Annotated in this window: 21 protein-coding genes; 10 read left to right on the top strand and 11 right to left on the bottom strand. The window is 60.1% G+C overall.

The window, feature by feature from the left end; all coding sequences use genetic code 11:
• Positions 1 to 29 precede the first annotated feature (29 nt).
• Genes ACNJYB_RS33740 through ACNJYB_RS33750 form a run of 3 tightly spaced genes read left to right on the top strand, consistent with a single transcriptional unit; the run spans position 30 to position 2,889 of the window.
• The gene (locus tag ACNJYB_RS33740; RefSeq protein ID WP_439370883.1) at positions 30 to 431 is read left to right on the top strand and encodes a hypothetical protein; all 402 of its coding nucleotides are present in this window, start codon (positions 30 to 32) and stop codon (positions 429 to 431) included.
• The gene (locus tag ACNJYB_RS33745) at positions 428 to 985 is read left to right on the top strand and encodes a hypothetical protein (RefSeq protein ID WP_439370884.1); all 558 of its coding nucleotides are present in this window, start codon (positions 428 to 430) and stop codon (positions 983 to 985) included. The genes ACNJYB_RS33740 and ACNJYB_RS33745 overlap by 4 nt, the downstream gene beginning before the upstream one ends.
• Positions 982 to 2,889, top strand: a complete 1,908-nt coding sequence (locus ACNJYB_RS33750; RefSeq protein ID WP_439370886.1) for a hypothetical protein — start codon at positions 982 to 984, stop codon at positions 2,887 to 2,889. Before ACNJYB_RS33745 ends, ACNJYB_RS33750 begins: the two co-directional genes overlap by 4 nt.
• Before the next feature lie 234 nt (positions 2,890 to 3,123).
• Here ACNJYB_RS33750 and ACNJYB_RS33755 read toward each other — a convergent pair whose 3' ends face one another.
• The 3 genes from ACNJYB_RS33755 to tnpA form a co-directional block, all read right to left on the bottom strand.
• Positions 3,124 to 3,396, bottom strand: coding sequence for a hypothetical protein (locus ACNJYB_RS33755; protein WP_439370887.1), 273 nt, complete (start codon positions 3,394 to 3,396; stop codon positions 3,124 to 3,126).
• Entirely contained in the window at positions 3,396 to 3,533 is a 138-nt protein-coding gene (locus tag ACNJYB_RS33760) for a hypothetical protein (RefSeq protein ID WP_439370889.1), read from the bottom strand. Before ACNJYB_RS33760 ends, ACNJYB_RS33755 begins: the two co-directional genes overlap by 1 nt.
• A gap of 335 nt (positions 3,534 to 3,868) precedes the next feature.
• A complete protein-coding gene (tnpA, locus tag ACNJYB_RS33765; RefSeq protein ID WP_208088656.1) occupies positions 3,869 to 4,330 on the bottom strand; it encodes an IS66-like element accessory protein TnpA in 462 nt (153 codons plus the stop codon).
• Positions 4,331 to 4,747: 417 nt separating this feature from the next.
• Between tnpA and ACNJYB_RS33770 the strand changes: the two genes are divergently transcribed.
• On the top strand, positions 4,748 to 5,188 hold the full coding sequence (locus ACNJYB_RS33770; protein ID WP_439370891.1) for a YybH family protein: 441 nt from the start codon (positions 4,748 to 4,750) through the stop codon (positions 5,186 to 5,188).
• Positions 5,189 to 5,422: 234 nt separating this feature from the next.
• Here ACNJYB_RS33770 and ACNJYB_RS33775 read toward each other — a convergent pair whose 3' ends face one another.
• Positions 5,423 to 5,545, bottom strand: coding sequence for a hypothetical protein (locus ACNJYB_RS33775; RefSeq protein WP_439370893.1), 123 nt, complete (start codon positions 5,543 to 5,545; stop codon positions 5,423 to 5,425).
• A 222-nt stretch (positions 5,546 to 5,767) separates the two neighbouring features.
• On the opposite strand from ACNJYB_RS33775, the gene ACNJYB_RS33780 reads away from it, so the two are divergent.
• The 3 genes from ACNJYB_RS33780 (at position 5,768) to ACNJYB_RS33790 (ending at position 7,594) form a co-directional block, all read left to right on the top strand.
• A complete protein-coding gene (locus ACNJYB_RS33780) occupies positions 5,768 to 5,977 on the top strand; it encodes a hypothetical protein (protein ID WP_439370894.1) in 210 nt (69 codons plus the stop codon).
• Positions 5,978 to 6,749: 772 nt separating this feature from the next.
• Complete coding sequence (locus tag ACNJYB_RS33785; RefSeq protein WP_439370896.1) at positions 6,750 to 7,139, top strand: transposase; 390 nt, start codon at positions 6,750 to 6,752, stop codon at positions 7,137 to 7,139.
• Positions 7,136 to 7,594 (top strand): IS3 family transposase, encoded by a 459-nt coding sequence (locus ACNJYB_RS33790; RefSeq protein ID WP_439370898.1) that lies wholly within the window; start codon positions 7,136 to 7,138, stop codon positions 7,592 to 7,594. Before ACNJYB_RS33785 ends, ACNJYB_RS33790 begins: the two co-directional genes overlap by 4 nt.
• Positions 7,595 to 8,023: 429 nt before the next feature.
• Here ACNJYB_RS33790 and ACNJYB_RS33795 read toward each other — a convergent pair whose 3' ends face one another.
• Both ACNJYB_RS33795 and ACNJYB_RS33800 read right to left on the bottom strand, forming a co-directional pair.
• The gene (locus tag ACNJYB_RS33795) at positions 8,024 to 8,194 is read right to left on the bottom strand and encodes a hypothetical protein (RefSeq protein ID WP_439370899.1); all 171 of its coding nucleotides are present in this window, start codon (positions 8,192 to 8,194) and stop codon (positions 8,024 to 8,026) included.
• A 513-nt stretch (positions 8,195 to 8,707) separates the two neighbouring features.
• Positions 8,708 to 8,992, bottom strand: coding sequence for a PilZ domain-containing protein (locus tag ACNJYB_RS33800; RefSeq protein WP_439370900.1), 285 nt, complete (start codon positions 8,990 to 8,992; stop codon positions 8,708 to 8,710).
• A 310-nt stretch (positions 8,993 to 9,302) separates the two neighbouring features.
• On the opposite strand from ACNJYB_RS33800, the gene ACNJYB_RS33805 reads away from it, so the two are divergent.
• Complete coding sequence (locus ACNJYB_RS33805; RefSeq protein WP_439370901.1) at positions 9,303 to 9,761, top strand: cupin domain-containing protein; 459 nt, start codon at positions 9,303 to 9,305, stop codon at positions 9,759 to 9,761.
• Between the two features lie 1,160 nt (positions 9,762 to 10,921).
• Here the strand turns inward: ACNJYB_RS33805 and ACNJYB_RS33810 are convergent.
• The 5 genes from ACNJYB_RS33810 to ACNJYB_RS33830 all read right to left on the bottom strand — a co-directional run bounded on the left by ACNJYB_RS33810 (position 10,922) and on the right by ACNJYB_RS33830 (position 14,239).
• Entirely contained in the window at positions 10,922 to 11,194 is a 273-nt protein-coding gene (locus tag ACNJYB_RS33810) for a hypothetical protein (RefSeq protein WP_439370887.1), read from the bottom strand.
• Positions 11,194 to 11,331 carry a hypothetical protein gene (locus ACNJYB_RS33815; RefSeq protein WP_439370889.1) on the bottom strand — a complete coding sequence of 46 codons (138 nt, stop codon included), beginning with the start codon at positions 11,329 to 11,331 and terminating at the stop codon, positions 11,194 to 11,196. The genes ACNJYB_RS33810 and ACNJYB_RS33815 overlap by 1 nt, the downstream gene beginning before the upstream one ends.
• Positions 11,332 to 11,672: 341 nt before the next feature.
• Complete coding sequence (locus ACNJYB_RS33820) at positions 11,673 to 11,915, bottom strand: hypothetical protein (RefSeq protein WP_439370903.1); 243 nt, start codon at positions 11,913 to 11,915, stop codon at positions 11,673 to 11,675.
• A 1,032-nt stretch (positions 11,916 to 12,947) separates the two neighbouring features.
• Positions 12,948 to 13,226, bottom strand: coding sequence for a hypothetical protein (locus ACNJYB_RS33825; protein ID WP_439370905.1), 279 nt, complete (start codon positions 13,224 to 13,226; stop codon positions 12,948 to 12,950).
• Positions 13,227 to 13,234: 8 nt separating this feature from the next.
• On the bottom strand, positions 13,235 to 14,239 hold the full coding sequence (locus tag ACNJYB_RS33830) for a chemotaxis protein CheB (protein ID WP_439370906.1): 1,005 nt from the start codon (positions 14,237 to 14,239) through the stop codon (positions 13,235 to 13,237).
• An 83-nt stretch (positions 14,240 to 14,322) separates the two neighbouring features.
• Here ACNJYB_RS33830 and ACNJYB_RS33835 point away from each other — a divergent pair, with 83 nt between their 5' ends.
• Positions 14,323 to 14,727: a response regulator gene (locus tag ACNJYB_RS33835; protein WP_439375708.1), complete on the top strand. Its 405-nt coding sequence runs from the start codon at positions 14,323 to 14,325 to the stop codon at positions 14,725 to 14,727.
• A gap of 137 nt (positions 14,728 to 14,864) precedes the next feature.
• On the top strand, positions 14,865 to 15,308 hold the full coding sequence (locus ACNJYB_RS33840) for a hypothetical protein (RefSeq protein WP_439370908.1): 444 nt from the start codon (positions 14,865 to 14,867) through the stop codon (positions 15,306 to 15,308).
• Positions 15,309 to 15,349: the final 41 nt, after the last annotated feature.

A 15,349-nucleotide genomic window follows, 5' to 3' on the forward strand; every position in this document is an offset into this window, starting at 1 on the left:
AGCTGAAGCGGGCTGAGACTCGAGACTGGGTGCTGAAAGAGGTTCAGCGGGTTCGTGGACAACTCCCTACCAAAGCGGGCACGAACCTCATGCACAAGATGGAGCTGGCAGGGATCCCCACGTCTACAATCGACAACGCTTTGAAGCTCCGCATTGCATACCGTCGACGCACGCTAGACGTTAAATATCAACAGGAGGATGAATACAATTCAGCCGAGCTAGAGCTTACTGCTGAGTTGAACCAGCTCGTCGCACGACTGGACAGCGGCTTCATTCAGCAAAACGGGCTGACATTCCACGCAGCGTGCCTTGATGCGGTTCTTGCAGTCCGAACCAGGTATGGCAACGTGGAATTGAACTTCCTGCAAGGCTACATGTACTCGATGACGGATCGCTGTCGGCATCGATATCTACCGGCGCCCATCCCATGAAGACGCTGCGAAATCTTGCCGGACGTCCCGCCGCCGCCCCGCTAGTGGCAGACGATGTATTGGAGTTTCACGCCGCTCGACTGCTGCTGCTCTTGAGCACCTGTGGCGGTGCCACTGGCGCCATCAGTGGCCTAACCAAAATGGCGAAGCTCGATTTCTTCGTTCGTTACCCTGATTTCTTTAGAGCGGTCGAATCGCACGGCAAATCCACGCGAGAGGACGGAGCGGTGGAAGCAGCAATGATCCGGCACCACTATGGCCCGTGGGACAAGCGCTATTACCACCTGCTAGCGTATTTGGAGGCGCGTCAATTGATCTCTGTTAGTCTGACGGGCCGCGCATATCGCATCGCGCTCACAGCTCTTGGAAAAACGACAGCCAAAAAGCTCGTTGGTAGTGATTCGTTCGCCGATCTCCTCAAGCATATGCGGGATGTGAATGAGAAATTCGGGCGAAAGACAGGGAACGAATTGAAGACCTTGATTTACGAGACGTTCGGCGAGGAGGTCGCTGAGCAGGAGCTGGGATCAGTCATCTCTGGGGGGGCGAGATGAGCAATCGCCTCATCATCGAGCAAATTGCGCGTACCAGAGCCGATGGAAATATCGAAAGGCTCGAGTTCACCGATGGCGTCAATGCAATCGTCGGGCCGCAGAATGCCGGCAAGAGCACGTGGCTGCGGATGTTCGACTTTCTAATGGCGGACGACGGAACGCCAAAAGGGACCTTTGATGAAGTTCTAGTCGAGAAGTATCGGGCGATTTCGTCGCTCATTCGATTTGGAAGTTCGGTGGTTGAGTTGGAGCGCTCGTGGAGCGGAGACGGCACCCGATCTCAGATGTACCTTAATGGGGATCGCATCCGGACAGAAGACGCGCAACCCATCTTGCTGGAAGCGCTCAACATCCCGGTATTGCGGTATCCGCAGGGAAACATATACGCCTCAGAAAGGACGTGGCCGACACTGGGCTGGAGGAGCCTTTTCCGGCATATATACCGGCGGCAGGATTTTTGGAGCGATCTTGTTCCTAGGCAGCCGGAGAGCGAGCAACATGCGTGTTTGCTGCAATTTCTGGGCCTAGCGGAGCATCTTTTTTCCCCCGATCTGTCGCTGCTCACCGACAAGAAAAAGAGGTTGTCGCAGCTTGAGACGCGACGCGAGCATTTCAAGGAACTGCTTCGGAAGCTCGTACCTCAGCTGATGGACGAGGCGGATGCTGATCTTGCTAAGGACGTTACGCCGAAATCAATCGCTGAGGCTGCGGAGCGGATAGAAGCGGAGATCAGTGACCTGGTTTCCGAGCGGGCGACCCTTGTCGAGCGAGTACGTCAGCAGTCGCAGCCACAGGCCACTCGACTGGATGCAATCCTCGAGGAGAGGACCACAACCCAAGGCAGGCGGGACGTCCTGCGCAGGGAGTTGGCAGCTATCCACGAAAGAGTCAGGGAATTAGAGCAATACAAGAATGGCTTGGATAGAGAGGTTATCCGTCTGGATCGAACGGATGCGGCCGCAGGAATTCTGGAGAATCTAAGGGTCACGCATTGTCCGGCTTGCGACCAAACGGTCGAAGGTCGCTCCCGTATGAGCCACAACTGCTTCCTATGTGGTCAGCCCACTGCAGAGACTGAGGCGAACGCCGAAGCCGCGGCGCGACGACTGAAGTTTGAGCGTGATCAGATCAGGGCAGAACGCTCGGAAGCCGAGGAGCTTCTGACAGTAGCAAAGCAGGAGTTGCGCCAAAAGACCTCGGCAGTGAGCGATCTGGAGCGCCGCTTGCGGGAGCTTGAGCAGGCTTTGCGACCCTTTCAGGCATCCGCCTCAGCAGTGGTCCCTGAGGAGTTGGCGCTGATAGACCAGCGCATTGGCGAGATGAACGCGCGACGCCAAACAATCGAGGCATTTCATGGTCCGCTCGAAATGAGCGAGAAATTGGGAGCCGAGATAGATCAGTTGCAATCGGAAATTAGGGATCTGGAATCGCGTGTTACGAAGAACGAGAACAAAGTTGACTTCGATGAGGCGGGATATCGCCTGGGTGAAGGATTCAACACGTATCTGAACGCCATACGTACTCGCGATCCTAATACGTGGACCGCGACAGGCGAGGTGTCGGTGTCAGTAAGCGAACGTCGAACTCAACTCTCAATTGGCGGCAGGTCTGCAAAAAAGCTCGGCGGAACGCTGACCATCTATTTTCTGTTCGCCTACCACTATGCATTGCTGAACCTGAGCCGATATGCCGATTGCCACTATCCGGGACTCACCATTCTCGATTTTATTCCGGACATCGCGAAGGAATCCGCCCTCGGACCTCGATTACATCTTGTGCTCACGCCCTTTGTCGAGCTGTCGCAGGACAAAGAAATCGCGCCAATACAGGTCATTGCTACCAGTCGTGCCCTGCCTAAGCGACCACTCATCAACTATATCGAGCTCACGGACATCTGGCGCTGATGTGCTAGGGGACATCACAAGCCCAGCTTAGCGTCGCAGGCCGGCGAACTTGCCGCCGGTCGGCTGCCATCCCGGACGGGGTGGGCCCGTTTTATCACCTCACAGCAGAGGGGGTGCGCCACCTTTTTTCGGCGTCAGGTCGACCCAAGGGGAGGTACAGGAAAAAATAGAAGTCTTGCGCTGCGCTTCGGTGCCCAAGCCGCTCTTGTCTTTATTATCGATTGCTCCGCGACGTTAGGCAGACGCCTTCTGCCGCGCCTCAACGGCTCGGAACCCCGCGCGGCACAACTGCGCAATGGCCGCCTCGATTGCCTGATCGTCGTTGCTCTGCTCAGCCTTGAGCACGCCGATCCTGATGAAGGCGTCGCGCGCCGCGGCCCAATCCGTGACCTCGATGCGCACAATGCGCGCGCCAGACTGCTTGCGCGCCCGGCACCGCTGCACCCGAAGTACGTTCTGCCGCTTCCGTTTGGCGATACGATCCAGATCGTTCGGTGCTGCGTCCATCAATCCCTCGGCTTGGGCAGCTTGCCGACCACGTGGATCATGATACGCAAATACGTGGCCGGGTCCTGCTTGATGAGTTGCCGGATCGCCGCGCGACCGCCGTAGCGCCAGGAATGGAAGAGATCGTCGATGTACATCTCCCGCAGCTCATCGCGCGGGGGCCGACCAGGGCTCACACCGACATGGCCCCGCAAGAAACGACCACGTGCATCACGCTCCGATGACGGCGATGTCGGTGTCGGCGCGCCAGTCCCCGGCGGCAAAGCATATCGCCGGACGCGGGCCCGACTTGCGATCCGCAACGCTCGATCAATCCTCACGGCGGCCTCCACCGCAACTGTAATGCGTTAACAGGAACGGAGGGCAAATCGCCCTGCCCTCAGCTCGATAGTTTAGCACTTCCAAGGCCTTAGGACCAATCGGGATCGAATTAGTCGTTGAAGGGACCTGGGCCCTTCAGAGCGTAGCGCAATCACCGGATGCCCCGAAGCGCCGCCAGCACGGTCGACAGCGTCGCCAGCTCCACGCCCGGCTCGACCCGGATGCGCGCCCCGTTCACCTCGATCTCGACAACCCCGCAAACCTTGGCCGGCGGCGCGGCGATCTCCAAAGGCTTCGTCTGTAGCCGCGAAATACGCTCGGGCTCGCCGGCTGTCCCGCTACCGCTCTCGGCACCAATTTGGATTGGCACGAAGTTCGGCGCCTTGCCCACCACCGCCGCCGCAACTTGGCGTCGCCACACCGTAAGCAGCCCCCGCGAAACGCCGTTGCGCCGCGCAACCTCGGAGATGTTCGCACCCTCCCCAAAGCTCTCCGCCACGATCCGGGCCTTCTCCTCGCCCGTCCACCGACGCCGTCGGCGCTCCCCAGTGATCACCTCGACGCGACGATAGGAGTCATCTTCCTGCCTGGCATCAAGCATGGCATTTGCCATCGTTCCACCTCCACCGATCAGCTCATGCCAGGCTGTATCGCGCGCAAGCCGAGGGGGGCTAGGTGGGGGCCTCATGCCGGTTACGCTCCAGCTTCCCCCCATTACGGCTGGAGCCGCTTCTTTGCGGCGAGCGCTCTCAATCGTCGGGCTTACCGACGTGGATGAAATGAACCCCCTCGGCGCTCTCGTGGAAATCGATTCCCGCGAGCACGGCGACGACTGGCCAAAAGTTATGTTCAGCTTCTCGAACACCCTCGTCGAGGTCCCGGCGCGGCGGGCCTGTTCGGGGACAGAAAGCATTGAGCTAGATCAAGCTTTCGGCCGGTCAGAGTGTGAGCCTTGCGCGGGATTGCAACGCAGCGCCCATCGCGGTGGGCGTCACGGTGCAATTACGCACCATCGATGGAGGGAATGGAAATGAAACGTCGCGTTTTATTGACGTTGTGCACCCCCTTTATGTTCACGGCTTCGGCGTTTGCCGATGACTTCAAGCAGGAAGCCAGCAAGATCGCCCAGACCTACGAGGGTTGCTACACCAAGCAGGACGCGGCGTGCGTTGCGGCACTCTACACCAAGGACGGCGTGTTTATTAACCCCATGGGAAAGCACGACGTCGCGACCGCGTATGCCGGTGCTTTCAAGGCAGGTTTCAACAAGCTCGAAGCCACGGTCGATGAGGTGTGGCAGGTTGACAATGATACCCCGGCCGCCATGGGCAAATTCCACATCAGCGGCAAGAACGACAAGGGTGATGCGCTGGATGCATCGGGTATTTGGACCGGCGTCTACGTCAAGGTAGACGATAAATGGAAACTCCGAATGCTTGCAGCATCGCCAGCTCCACCCAAGAAAGACTGATCGTTAAGCGGAGCGCCCATGTCGCAAATCGGTGGGCGTTACTCCGATCACGAGCGCTCTCCGCTGCTGTCGTCGTTATAGACCGCCACCGTATCGCCGCGCTGACGATACGGGCACTCATCATAGACCCGGCCCTTTTCGCGGCGGGCTCTCAATCGTCGGGCTTGCTGACGTGGATGAAATGAACCTCTTCCGCGCTCTCGTCGAAATCGATGTAGTACCCAGCAGGGACAATCAATCTGCGACCCCCGAGTGCAGCGGCTCGCCGGTATCGTTGTCGATGACGACGGGGGGCTTCGTGTCCGGTGGCAATGTGCACAGCTTGGCGTAGTATTCGACCAGCTCTTCCAGCGCCATCTCGTCTCGGGCTTGGCCTTGATGGTGCGGTTGACGTTGGCATCGACTGCGAGCTTGGCCTGCAGCGGGATCAAGCGGCCGAGAAGCGTCGCGAGAGTCTCGGGGCGCGTATCCGCGAGATACGTGAGGTAGCCGACGAGATCGGCGTGCGTCTTCGAGTGCTAAGTGGCTTCACGAGATCAAGTACGATGGACCATGTACTTCCAAAAAAGGAGCGTACCGATGCCTGACTTAAGGGAAAAGCAACGCGAAGCCCGCCGGAAAATCATTCGTCAATGGGCGAAGCTTCCGAAGGATAAACGGCAGTCTATGGAGGGGATTTCTGAATTTGCCAGGACCGCCGCACAGCAGAACGAAAACGCATTCATCAGCAGTCATCGCGATCCGTATGAAAAGATCATGAGCTGGCTATTGCCGCGTGCTCATCTCTGAACGATTGAGCCTTCCTTGTGCCGGGACCGAAGTGGTTGAACGTACCGGCGGCCATAAAGTGATCCGACTACGGCTCTAGGCCCTAGCCAGCAGGACGGGGTACAGGCCGAACTGGCCATCCGCACGTTGCCGTGTAGTTAGCTGCGGATGAGTTTCTGAATTTCCAGCCGTTGCATCGGGGTCTTCCTCCGGGAACGTGGCGGACATAGGCTTGATCCGAATTGTCTCCGCTTCAATAAGTGTCGGGATTTGCCGGATTTCCATATGCTCCGGTAGTTCACCGGGGATTTCGCTGGTGCCATCCGAAGCTATATTGGCGCGCTCCCAATGAGCATATGATGGCAAGCCGCCGCAACCAAGACAATGCACCTATTCTCATCTGCAGCGAATGCAGACGCCCTATGGAGTATCTTGCAACACTGCCGGAGAATGCAAAACTGCCAGCGGTCTATGCCTACAGATGCTTGCCGTGCCGCAGGGTTGACACGATCGACCTGAAGTAGTCCGGCAACCATTCAGGCGGGCTGCCGCACGTGATCGGCGCTCAGACCGGAGTAGCCAGGGTCACGTGGGTGGTGGTACAGCGGCTTGGCACCTCAATGGATACCTGTCTCTCCGTACCCTCTACGTCGCAGCCTGAGGCGACTTGCCCCATTATGCTACTCTATTACTTCGTCGGCGCGGCCCAGTAGTGATGTAGTGAACTGCTCCCTGTTTTGACCGGACATCGGCGTTAGCCGGAGGAGCTAGGCCTAGTCCTAGGCATACGCCTATGTCCGAGACGTTTTCAAAGGTGGAAGTCATCACCGGCGTTGCCCGCCGGCGACGGTTTACGACGGAGCAGAAGCTCCTGGTCGTTAACGAGACGCTGCAACCGGGCATGTCGATCAGCTATGTTGCCCGTCGCCATGGGCTCTCCCCGAGCCTGGTCTTCCGATGGAGGCGGCTGATGAGCGAAGGAGGCAAGGAAGCAGTGCGGGCGGATGAGGAGGTGGTCGCCGGATCCGAGGTCCGGCGGCTGGAGGAACGGGTTCGAGACCTCGAACGCATGCTCGGCCGCAAGACCCTGGAGGTCGAGATCCTCAAGGAGGCTCTTGACCTTGCGCGGGTAAAAAAACCGACCTTGCTGTCGCGATCGCATGCGCCGGAGGATATCCCGTGAAACGGATCGCAGAGACCCTCGGGGTGGCCCGTTCCAACCTGGTTGAGCGAGTTGACGGCAAGCGTCCGAAGCGCGGTCCCCAGATCCGCGCCGGGGATGTGGAGCTCACGTCTGATATCCGGCGCTTGGTGGATAGCCGGCCGAGCTATGGATACCGGCGGATCGCCGCGCTCCTCAAGCGCGCGCGGCGATCCGCCGGCCACGATCCCGTCAACGCCAAGCGCGTCTACCGGCTGATGAAGAAGGGCGGCTTGTTGCTGGCGCGGCATACAGGGCGCCGCATCCCGCGGGCTCATGATGGAACGATCATGACAAGCCACTCCAACGTGCGTTGGTGTTCGGACGCGCTGGAATTCACCTGCTGGAATGGTGAGATCGTGCGGGTTGCCTTTGCCCTGGACAGCCATGACCGCGATCATCAGCTGGGTGGCCACAACGGCCGGGATCTCCGGTGAGATGATCCGGGACATGATGGTCCACTGTGTCGAGCAGCGGTTCGCCGACATCCGGGCTCCACGCAAAGTGCAATGGCTGACCGACAAGCTTCGCCGCTTATCGCACTCTTGAGATTGCCGCGGCCCTCAACCTCGAGGCCCTGCTTCAAGGTTCACGCCCATCTTGCGGAGCCTAGTTGCCCATAGAGCGCAGGACGAGCGCTCTTTGAGGCGCACCTTAGGCGAGGGCGTCATCACTCGGTACATCGCCGGATGAGTCCGTTTTGACCTTGATCCAATATTTCGAGGAACCTTCTAATATCTCCGGCGCCCAAAACACAGGCCTTACTTCAGAAATCCCTCGTAGATCCACATGCCGATCATCGCAATGATGAAAATGAGCGCGCCCGCTTCAAAGAGCCGCTCAATTTCTCGATCGCTCTTCATGGGCTACTCGTCCCATGTGCGCTCGCCGCAGCGGCATTTGAACATCTGAATAAGTTTGCCGCTGCGGGAATCCAGTATCGCGCGGACGTGTTCTAGTTTTTGCGCGCAAACCCGGCAGGTCTTCAGCGAACGGCTATCGGCTTCCCCGACCTTCTCTGCCTTGAACAGCTCCACGGCTTGTGTCTCCTGTCCAGGCTGGAAGTGTACACCGCGACGGTGCGGCGCGACCGGGAAAAAGTGGCAATAGGGGTGAATGCGGCCTTGCTGCCTCTTCAGAAATTGGATCCGATTGTTGCGTCAGGAGACGCAATCTGGGGTCCATCGGGGATGCGCAAACAAAATTCCCGCCTTTGCTGGAAGGGTGGGATTCGTGCTGGGGGACCGCAGAGGCAGATTAGGACACACCCAAATCTGCCCGCTCCTGTATCCGGGGCTGGGCTCGGATTTTGCCAGGGAGCGGGCGAGTTGAATGTGAGTGCTTCGAACCGGCACTCTCGGGAAAAAGTAGCAATCCGCGTCGATTGCGCGAACCCACGCTAATGCAGAGCCGTCCTGCACAATAACTGGGCACCCGTTGAGGGGGATTAGCATCGAAGCCAGCAGGCGTAGAGTCTGATGGCCTCCGGGGTCCAACCCTCAGGCGACCCGGAGCGCAGGCGCGAGGCGGCCCGCGAGGGCGGCCTCGCGTTAGGCAAATGCGACGCCAATCCGACGATCCGAACGCCACACGGCACGGCAGGAAAACCGGAACTGCGCAGTGGGAATGCTCAATGTGAATTCATGTGGAATGCCGATTACGCTGGGTACGTCCAAGTTGGCCCCGGTATCGGACAGATTGCGGACGACGCAGCTGAAGGCGCCGCCCGGAAACTCGATCATCCCAGCCTTGAACACGCGCTTACGGTGTGCAGTTCGCTTTTCCATGTCACCAAGCTTAGGGGCGATATCTAGAAAATGGATAAAAGTTGTCACGGAAACTCACGTCGGAATCCGCGAGCGCAGGAAAGAATATGTTTACCTTAGCTGTTCTGGGCGCTTGAGGAGCTGGGAAACGGCGGCGACAATTAACTACTGGCCGCCGCACTGAATAACGGCAGCACTCGCTTGGTAACGATTGTCGTCTCTGCGACTCCGGCGGCAGTGCGTAACTTCAATCGCGACTGCGAGGTACCTCGTTTGAGCCTGACGAACGGCGCGACAAAATGGCCTCTTCACACTCTTGGCGGAGATCTGCTTTTCTAGCTCCGGGAAGTCTCGGTAATGCCGGAGTGGGGTGAGACGGATGCCGCTCGCGCTAATCGAAACCAGTCATTGCAATGTGGATCTCAAACCATCGCCGATCGAGCCATCCTGGATCATTGAGGGGAATCCAGACGCCCGCAACTGCACGTTGTCGATCAGCGCGGATGGCGCAGCCCGTACGTTGATCTGGTCCTGCACCGAAGGCAAGTTCAATTGGTACTACGATGTCGATGAGACCATCGTGATTCTCGAAGGATCGATCGTGCTGGAGAGCGACGGCATGCCGGCGAAGCGCTATGGCGTCGGTGACGTAATCTTTTTCCGGCGCGGTGCGCACGCCAAATGGCATGTCGAGAGTTACGTGAAAAAGGTGGCCTTCTTCCGTACGACCAATCCGGCCGGGCTCGGTTTGGCCATCCGCGCCATGAACAAGCTGAAGTCTGTGATTTCGCGGCGGCGTGGTGCAGGTGAGCAAAAAGTGCGCGCCACCGCCGCATGATCGATCACTGTTTATGAAGGCAAGACTGCCGACATTTTGCCGGATGAGGTCGCCGACTGAGGCGGCCCTAGTTCCTCGTCAAAGGCTTTGATGGCTGTTCGCTCATCGCCTCTACGTCATCGGGTGGGAGTTCTCCGCTTCGATCTTTCCGCAACCGCCTGGTTCTTTGTTGTCTTTGCCATACGGAGCAGCGTTGCTGCTGCCTCACGGGCGAAATAATGAACACGCGACACCTATCGACATCCGAACACTTAGGCCGTGGACATGATGCATGAGCCGCGCTTCCGTTCCCGGATTGGTGCAAAAATGTACACAAGCGATTAAAAGGCTGCACCGCGATGGAAATCGGCCGTCAGCCTAGGGGGATTCGAGCGAGAGGGGTTGGCGCGATCAGCTGCAGATTCGCGGGCACTGCCCTAAAATCATGCGGCCCCGTACGATTTAGTTGTAGCCGGCTCGAGCTCGGCTTGGTCGTACCTTCAGCAGCAATCCTGCGCTCGAGTTCGCGGGCAATGTCCTCGGACCCGTCGCGCGGCCAGCCCTCGACGGGGTTGAACGCACACTCGAAGCACCCGGTCATATTGCCCGGCGAGCAGATCGTCGATCAGCGTCGGTCTCCCGGAAGGCCGCACCGTCGCGGAACTCCTCCATGGCCAGGTAGAAGTCCCTGTCGAGGCGATCGTTCGGAATGATGGACGGTGAGGCCATACGCGAGAAGTCCATTGACCGGAGTCCAAGATAGGTAACGTTCGGGCCGAAGGCGAATCGGAAGCTACGAATTCCTAGGAACGAGAGCCCCTGCTGTCCGTTCGTTGATCAGTCTTGCATTCGATCCTTTGGCAAGACTTTGTTCCGCGACTAAGCTCCAGCTCGCCCCCGACAGGCTGGGGCTTAGTTTTGGGCAGCGGCCTCGCCAACCGCTGTTACATGACGAGGCCGCCTGCCCCGAGCATCAGGGCTGGATGCTGGCCGGAGGTTTGCTGATCTTATCCCCGCCGCCCTTGGCGGGCTTGCCTTTTATCACCTCACAGCAGAGGGGGTGCGCCACCTTTTTTCGGCGTCAGGTCGACCCAAGGGGAGGTACAGGAAAAAATAGAAGTCTTGCGCTGCGCTTCGGTGCCCAAGCCGCTCTTGTCTTTATTATCGATTGCTCCGCGACGTTAGGCAGACGCCTTCTGCCGCGCCTCAACGGCTCGGAACCCCGCGCGGCACAACTGCGCAATGGCCGCCTCGATTGCCTGATCGTCGTTGCTCTGCTCAGCCTTGAGCACGCCGATCCTGATGAAGGCGTCGCGCGCCGCGGCCCAATCCGTGACCTCGATGCGCACAATGCGCGCGCCAGACTGCTTGCGCGCCCGGCACCGCTGCACCCGAAGTACGTTCTGCCGCTTCCGTTTGGCGATACGATCCAGATCGTTCGGTGCTGCGTCCATCAATCCCTCGGCTTGGGCAGCTTGCCGACCACGTGGATCATGATACGCAAATACGTGGCCGGGTCCTGCTTGATGAGTTGCCGGATCGCCGCGCGACCGCCGTAGCGCCAGGAATGGAAGAGATCGTCGATGTACATCTCCCGCAGCTCATCGCGCGGGGGCCGACCAGGGCTCACACCGACATGGCCCCGCAAGAAACGACCACGTGCATCACGCTCCGATGACGGCGATGTCGGTGTCGGCGCGCCAGTCCCCGGCGGCAAAGCATATCGCCGGACGCGGGCCCGACTTGCGATCCGCAACGCTCGATCAATCCTCACGGCGGCCTCCACCGCAACTGTAATGCGTTAACAGGAACGGAGGGCAAATCGCCCTGCCCTCAGCTCGATAGTTTAGCACTTCCAAGGCCTTAGGACCAATCGGGATCGAATTAGTCGTTGAAGGGACCTGGGCCCTTCTGGGCTTGCCTTTTATCACCTCACAGCAGAGGGGGTGCGCCACCTTTTTTCGGCGTCAGGTGGACCCAAGGGGAGGTACAGGAAAAAATAGAAATCTTGCTGCGCTTCGATGCCCAAGCCGCTCTTGCCTTGGCGATCGGTTGCTCCGCGATGTTAGGCAGACGCCTTCTGCCGCGCCTCAACGGCTCGAAACCCGCCCGGCACAACTGCGCAATGGCCGCCTCGATCGCCTGATCGTCATTGCTCTGCTCGGCCTTGAGCACGCCGATCCTTTACATCTCCCGCAGCTCGTCGCGCGGGGGCCGACCAGGACTCACACCGACATGGCCCCGCAAGAAACGACCACGTGCATCACGCTCGGATGCCGGCGATGTCGGCGTCGACGCGCCAGTCCCCGGCGGCAAAGCATATCGCCTGACGCGGGCCCGACTTGCGATCCGCAACGCTCGATCAATCCTCACGGCGGCCTCCACCGCAGCTGTAATGCGTTAACAGGAAAAGGGTGCAGCTCGTCCTGCCCTCCACTCGATAGTTTAGCACTTCCAAGGCGTTAGGACCAATCGGGATCGAATTAGTCGTTGAAGGGAGCTGGTGGCCTGGGCTTGCCTTTTATCACCTCACAGCAGAGGGGGTGCGCCACCTTTTTTCGGCGTCAGGTGGACCCAAGGGGAGGTACAGGAAAAAATAGAAATCTTGCTGCGCTTCGATGCCCAAGCCGCTCTTGCCTTGGCGATCGGTTGCTCCGCGATGTTAGGCAGACGCCTTCTGCCGCGCCTCAACGGCTCGAAACCCCGCCCGGCACAACTGCGCAATGGCCGCCTCGATCGCCTGATCGTCATTGCTCTGCTCGGCCTTGAGCACGCCGATCCTTTACATCTCCCGCAGCTCGTCGCGCGGGGGCCGACCAGGACTCACACCGACATGGCCCCGCAAGAAACGACCACGTGCATCACGCTCGGATGCCGGCGATGTCGGCGTCGACGCGCCAGTCCCCGGCGGCAAAGCATATCGCCTGACGCGGGCCCGACTTGCGATCCGCAACGCTCGATCAATCCTCACGGCGGCCTCCACCGCAGCTGTAATGCGTTAACAGGAAAAGGGTGCAGCTCGTCCTGCCCTCCACTCGATAGTTTAGCACTTCCAAGGCGTTAGGACCAATCGGGATCGAATTAGTCGTTGAAGGGAGCTGGTGGCCGATCATCCCAACAGCTAAAAGCGGAAAACGTTCGGCCTCGGCCGAGCCCGGACCCCACGAAGCGTGGCCTCGGCATGACGGCGGCGGACAATCACCTGCGCTAATGGATCGGCGGCACCGGATCGACCTCCTGCTGGAGGAAATTCACCCTCTCAATGATGAGGGTGCGGTGCCGTTCCCATTCCGCCAGAGTCTGCTTGAGCAGCTCCACCAGCCGCTCTGCCTGCCGGCAGTCATGTCCGCCGGCCTGCAGGTCCCGCACCCGATCTTCCTGCCTGTGGATGCGCTGGCAACCTTCCTCGATATCGAGGTTGGCCTTCTCCAGAAGGCGCCGCTCGTCGTGAAGCTGCTGGGTGCGCTCGGCAAGGGATACTGCCATATCGGCCGTCACTTCCCGCGTTGGACCGGACGATCGAGCGATTGTAACACGACGCGCCGGATCATATCGGCATATTCGCGATACTCGGCCGCGCGCCGCTCGTACATTTCGGCGACCGCCGGTCTGCCGCTGCGGCGGCCATCCGCGGCCATGCGGTGCACCAGCTCGGCGCGCTCCTCAATGATCCGGAGCGCGACGCGCAGGGCTTCGTCGACTTGCCCTTCCTGCTCCTTGGCGAGGGCATCGGCGGTGTAGGCATGGCCGACCTGACAGCGGAAACGCAGGGGGTGGCCACTCTTCACCTCGGACAGCACCCCGCCGCAGCTGGGACAGGTCAGTGCCGCGGGATCTGCGATCTTGGCAAGGCTGGCAGATCCTATCCTTTCGCCCGCGGCGATTTCGACTTCCAGGCGGATATCCGGAGCGACCGGAAGAGCGACCCCCGGCGGCTCGTGGGCGAGATCGGAGAGCACGTCGCCGAGTCGCGCGGCGGGAACGCAGAGGTCGGCGGTGGTTACCTCCAGCGCGCGCTGCGGCATTTCCGCCGCGATGGCCTCCAATGGATCCTGCACGAGAGCCATTCCGCCACAGCGCTTGATAGCGTTGAGGCCGGAGGCACCGTCCGAAAGCAATCCGCTGAGCACCACCCCGATCACGCGGGGGCCGTGATGCAGCGCGGCTGAGCGGAACAATGCGTCGATCGCCGGACGCACCATGTTCTCGCGTGGGCCGCGCCCGAGGCGAATATGATCGCCTGACAGCAGCAAATGATGGTCGGGGGCGCCGAGATAGACGTGGCCGCGCTCGAACTTCATGCCGTCTTGGGCCTGGTGCACGGGGAGCCTGCCGACGCCCGCGGCGACAGTGGACAGAATGCCGATGCCCTGCGCGGGAAGGTGGAGGACGATGAAGACGGCAGCCGGAACATCCGGATGCAGATCTGCCAGGATCCGTTTCAGCGGCGCCGTGGCTCCGGAGGAGCCGCCGATGACAATGATGTCGCGGTTGCTCATGGAACCCGCCATTCAATGCTTCGTTTGCATCAAGACGGCCTTGCGGCCTATGTTCCTATCCGTTGCTGGGTGCTGGAGGAGACATGGCGCTATCGCCAACGTTGTCGCGTGGGCGCGCTCTCTTGTCCGGACGTCGTATCCTCGTCGTCGAGGATGAGTATTTCCTCGCCGACGACATCAGCCGGGCCCTGCGGTCGGCGGGCGCGGAAATTGCCGGCCCGGTCGGCGAGCTCGACGATGCGCTCCCGATCATCAAAGACGGCGGTGTTCTCGACGGCGCAGTGCTCGACGTGAACATTCGCAGCGAAATGGTTTTCCCGATTGCGCAGGAGCTCAGGGCGCGCCAGGTGCCATTCGTATTCACGACGGGCTACGACAAGGTCAGCATTGCTCCGGAATTTCACGATGTGGTGCTGTTGGAAAAGCCGATCGACATCGCAGCGATGGTCCGCAGCCTGGCCGGGCTGATCGGGAAGCCGAAGGCGTAAGGCGCCGCGCCGCGCCGTTGCGCGGCCCGCACATGATCCGAGGGACGTCGAATGATCTACACCCGCGGCGCAGGCGACGCGCAACTCCTGTCCTTTTCGCGCGAACTGGTTCGGCCACCAGCTCCCGATTTCTGCGTATGGCCTCGCCGTCCATCATTTCGAACGATCGCCTCGACAAGGACTTCTACATTGTCGTCGAAGACTTCCGCGACGGTGCAGCCTTCCGCGAGACCGACGAAGGCATCGACCATTCCACGCTGATCGAGGACCTGCTCACCGGGCAATATGACCGAGTGCTTCGCGTCGTCGCCTTCAACCCGGTCGAAGGCTGGTCGCGCGACGCGTCCGAAGACATCGCGCACGAGCTCGAGCACCGAATCTCCGCCAACGTTCGAGATCTCTCCCGCGTTGAAGGATTTTGTCGAGAGCCAGCTCGGACGCGCGATCGGCGGTCAGTTGGCGCTTCCGCTGCGACACGCAAATCATGGCTGAACGAGGCAAGCCGCGCCTCCTGGCGCGAGGCGGCCTTACTTCTTCCGGCGCTGCTCTATGGTCTCAAGGGCTTGGCAGGAGCGGTTTAGCACGGCGGTGCTCCTGGGTAGCCAACGTAACGTTTCGAGCT

It is taken from the genome of Bradyrhizobium sp. SMVTL-02 (assembly GCF_051853005.1).
Classification (GTDB): Bacteria; Pseudomonadota; Alphaproteobacteria; order Rhizobiales; family Xanthobacteraceae; genus Bradyrhizobium.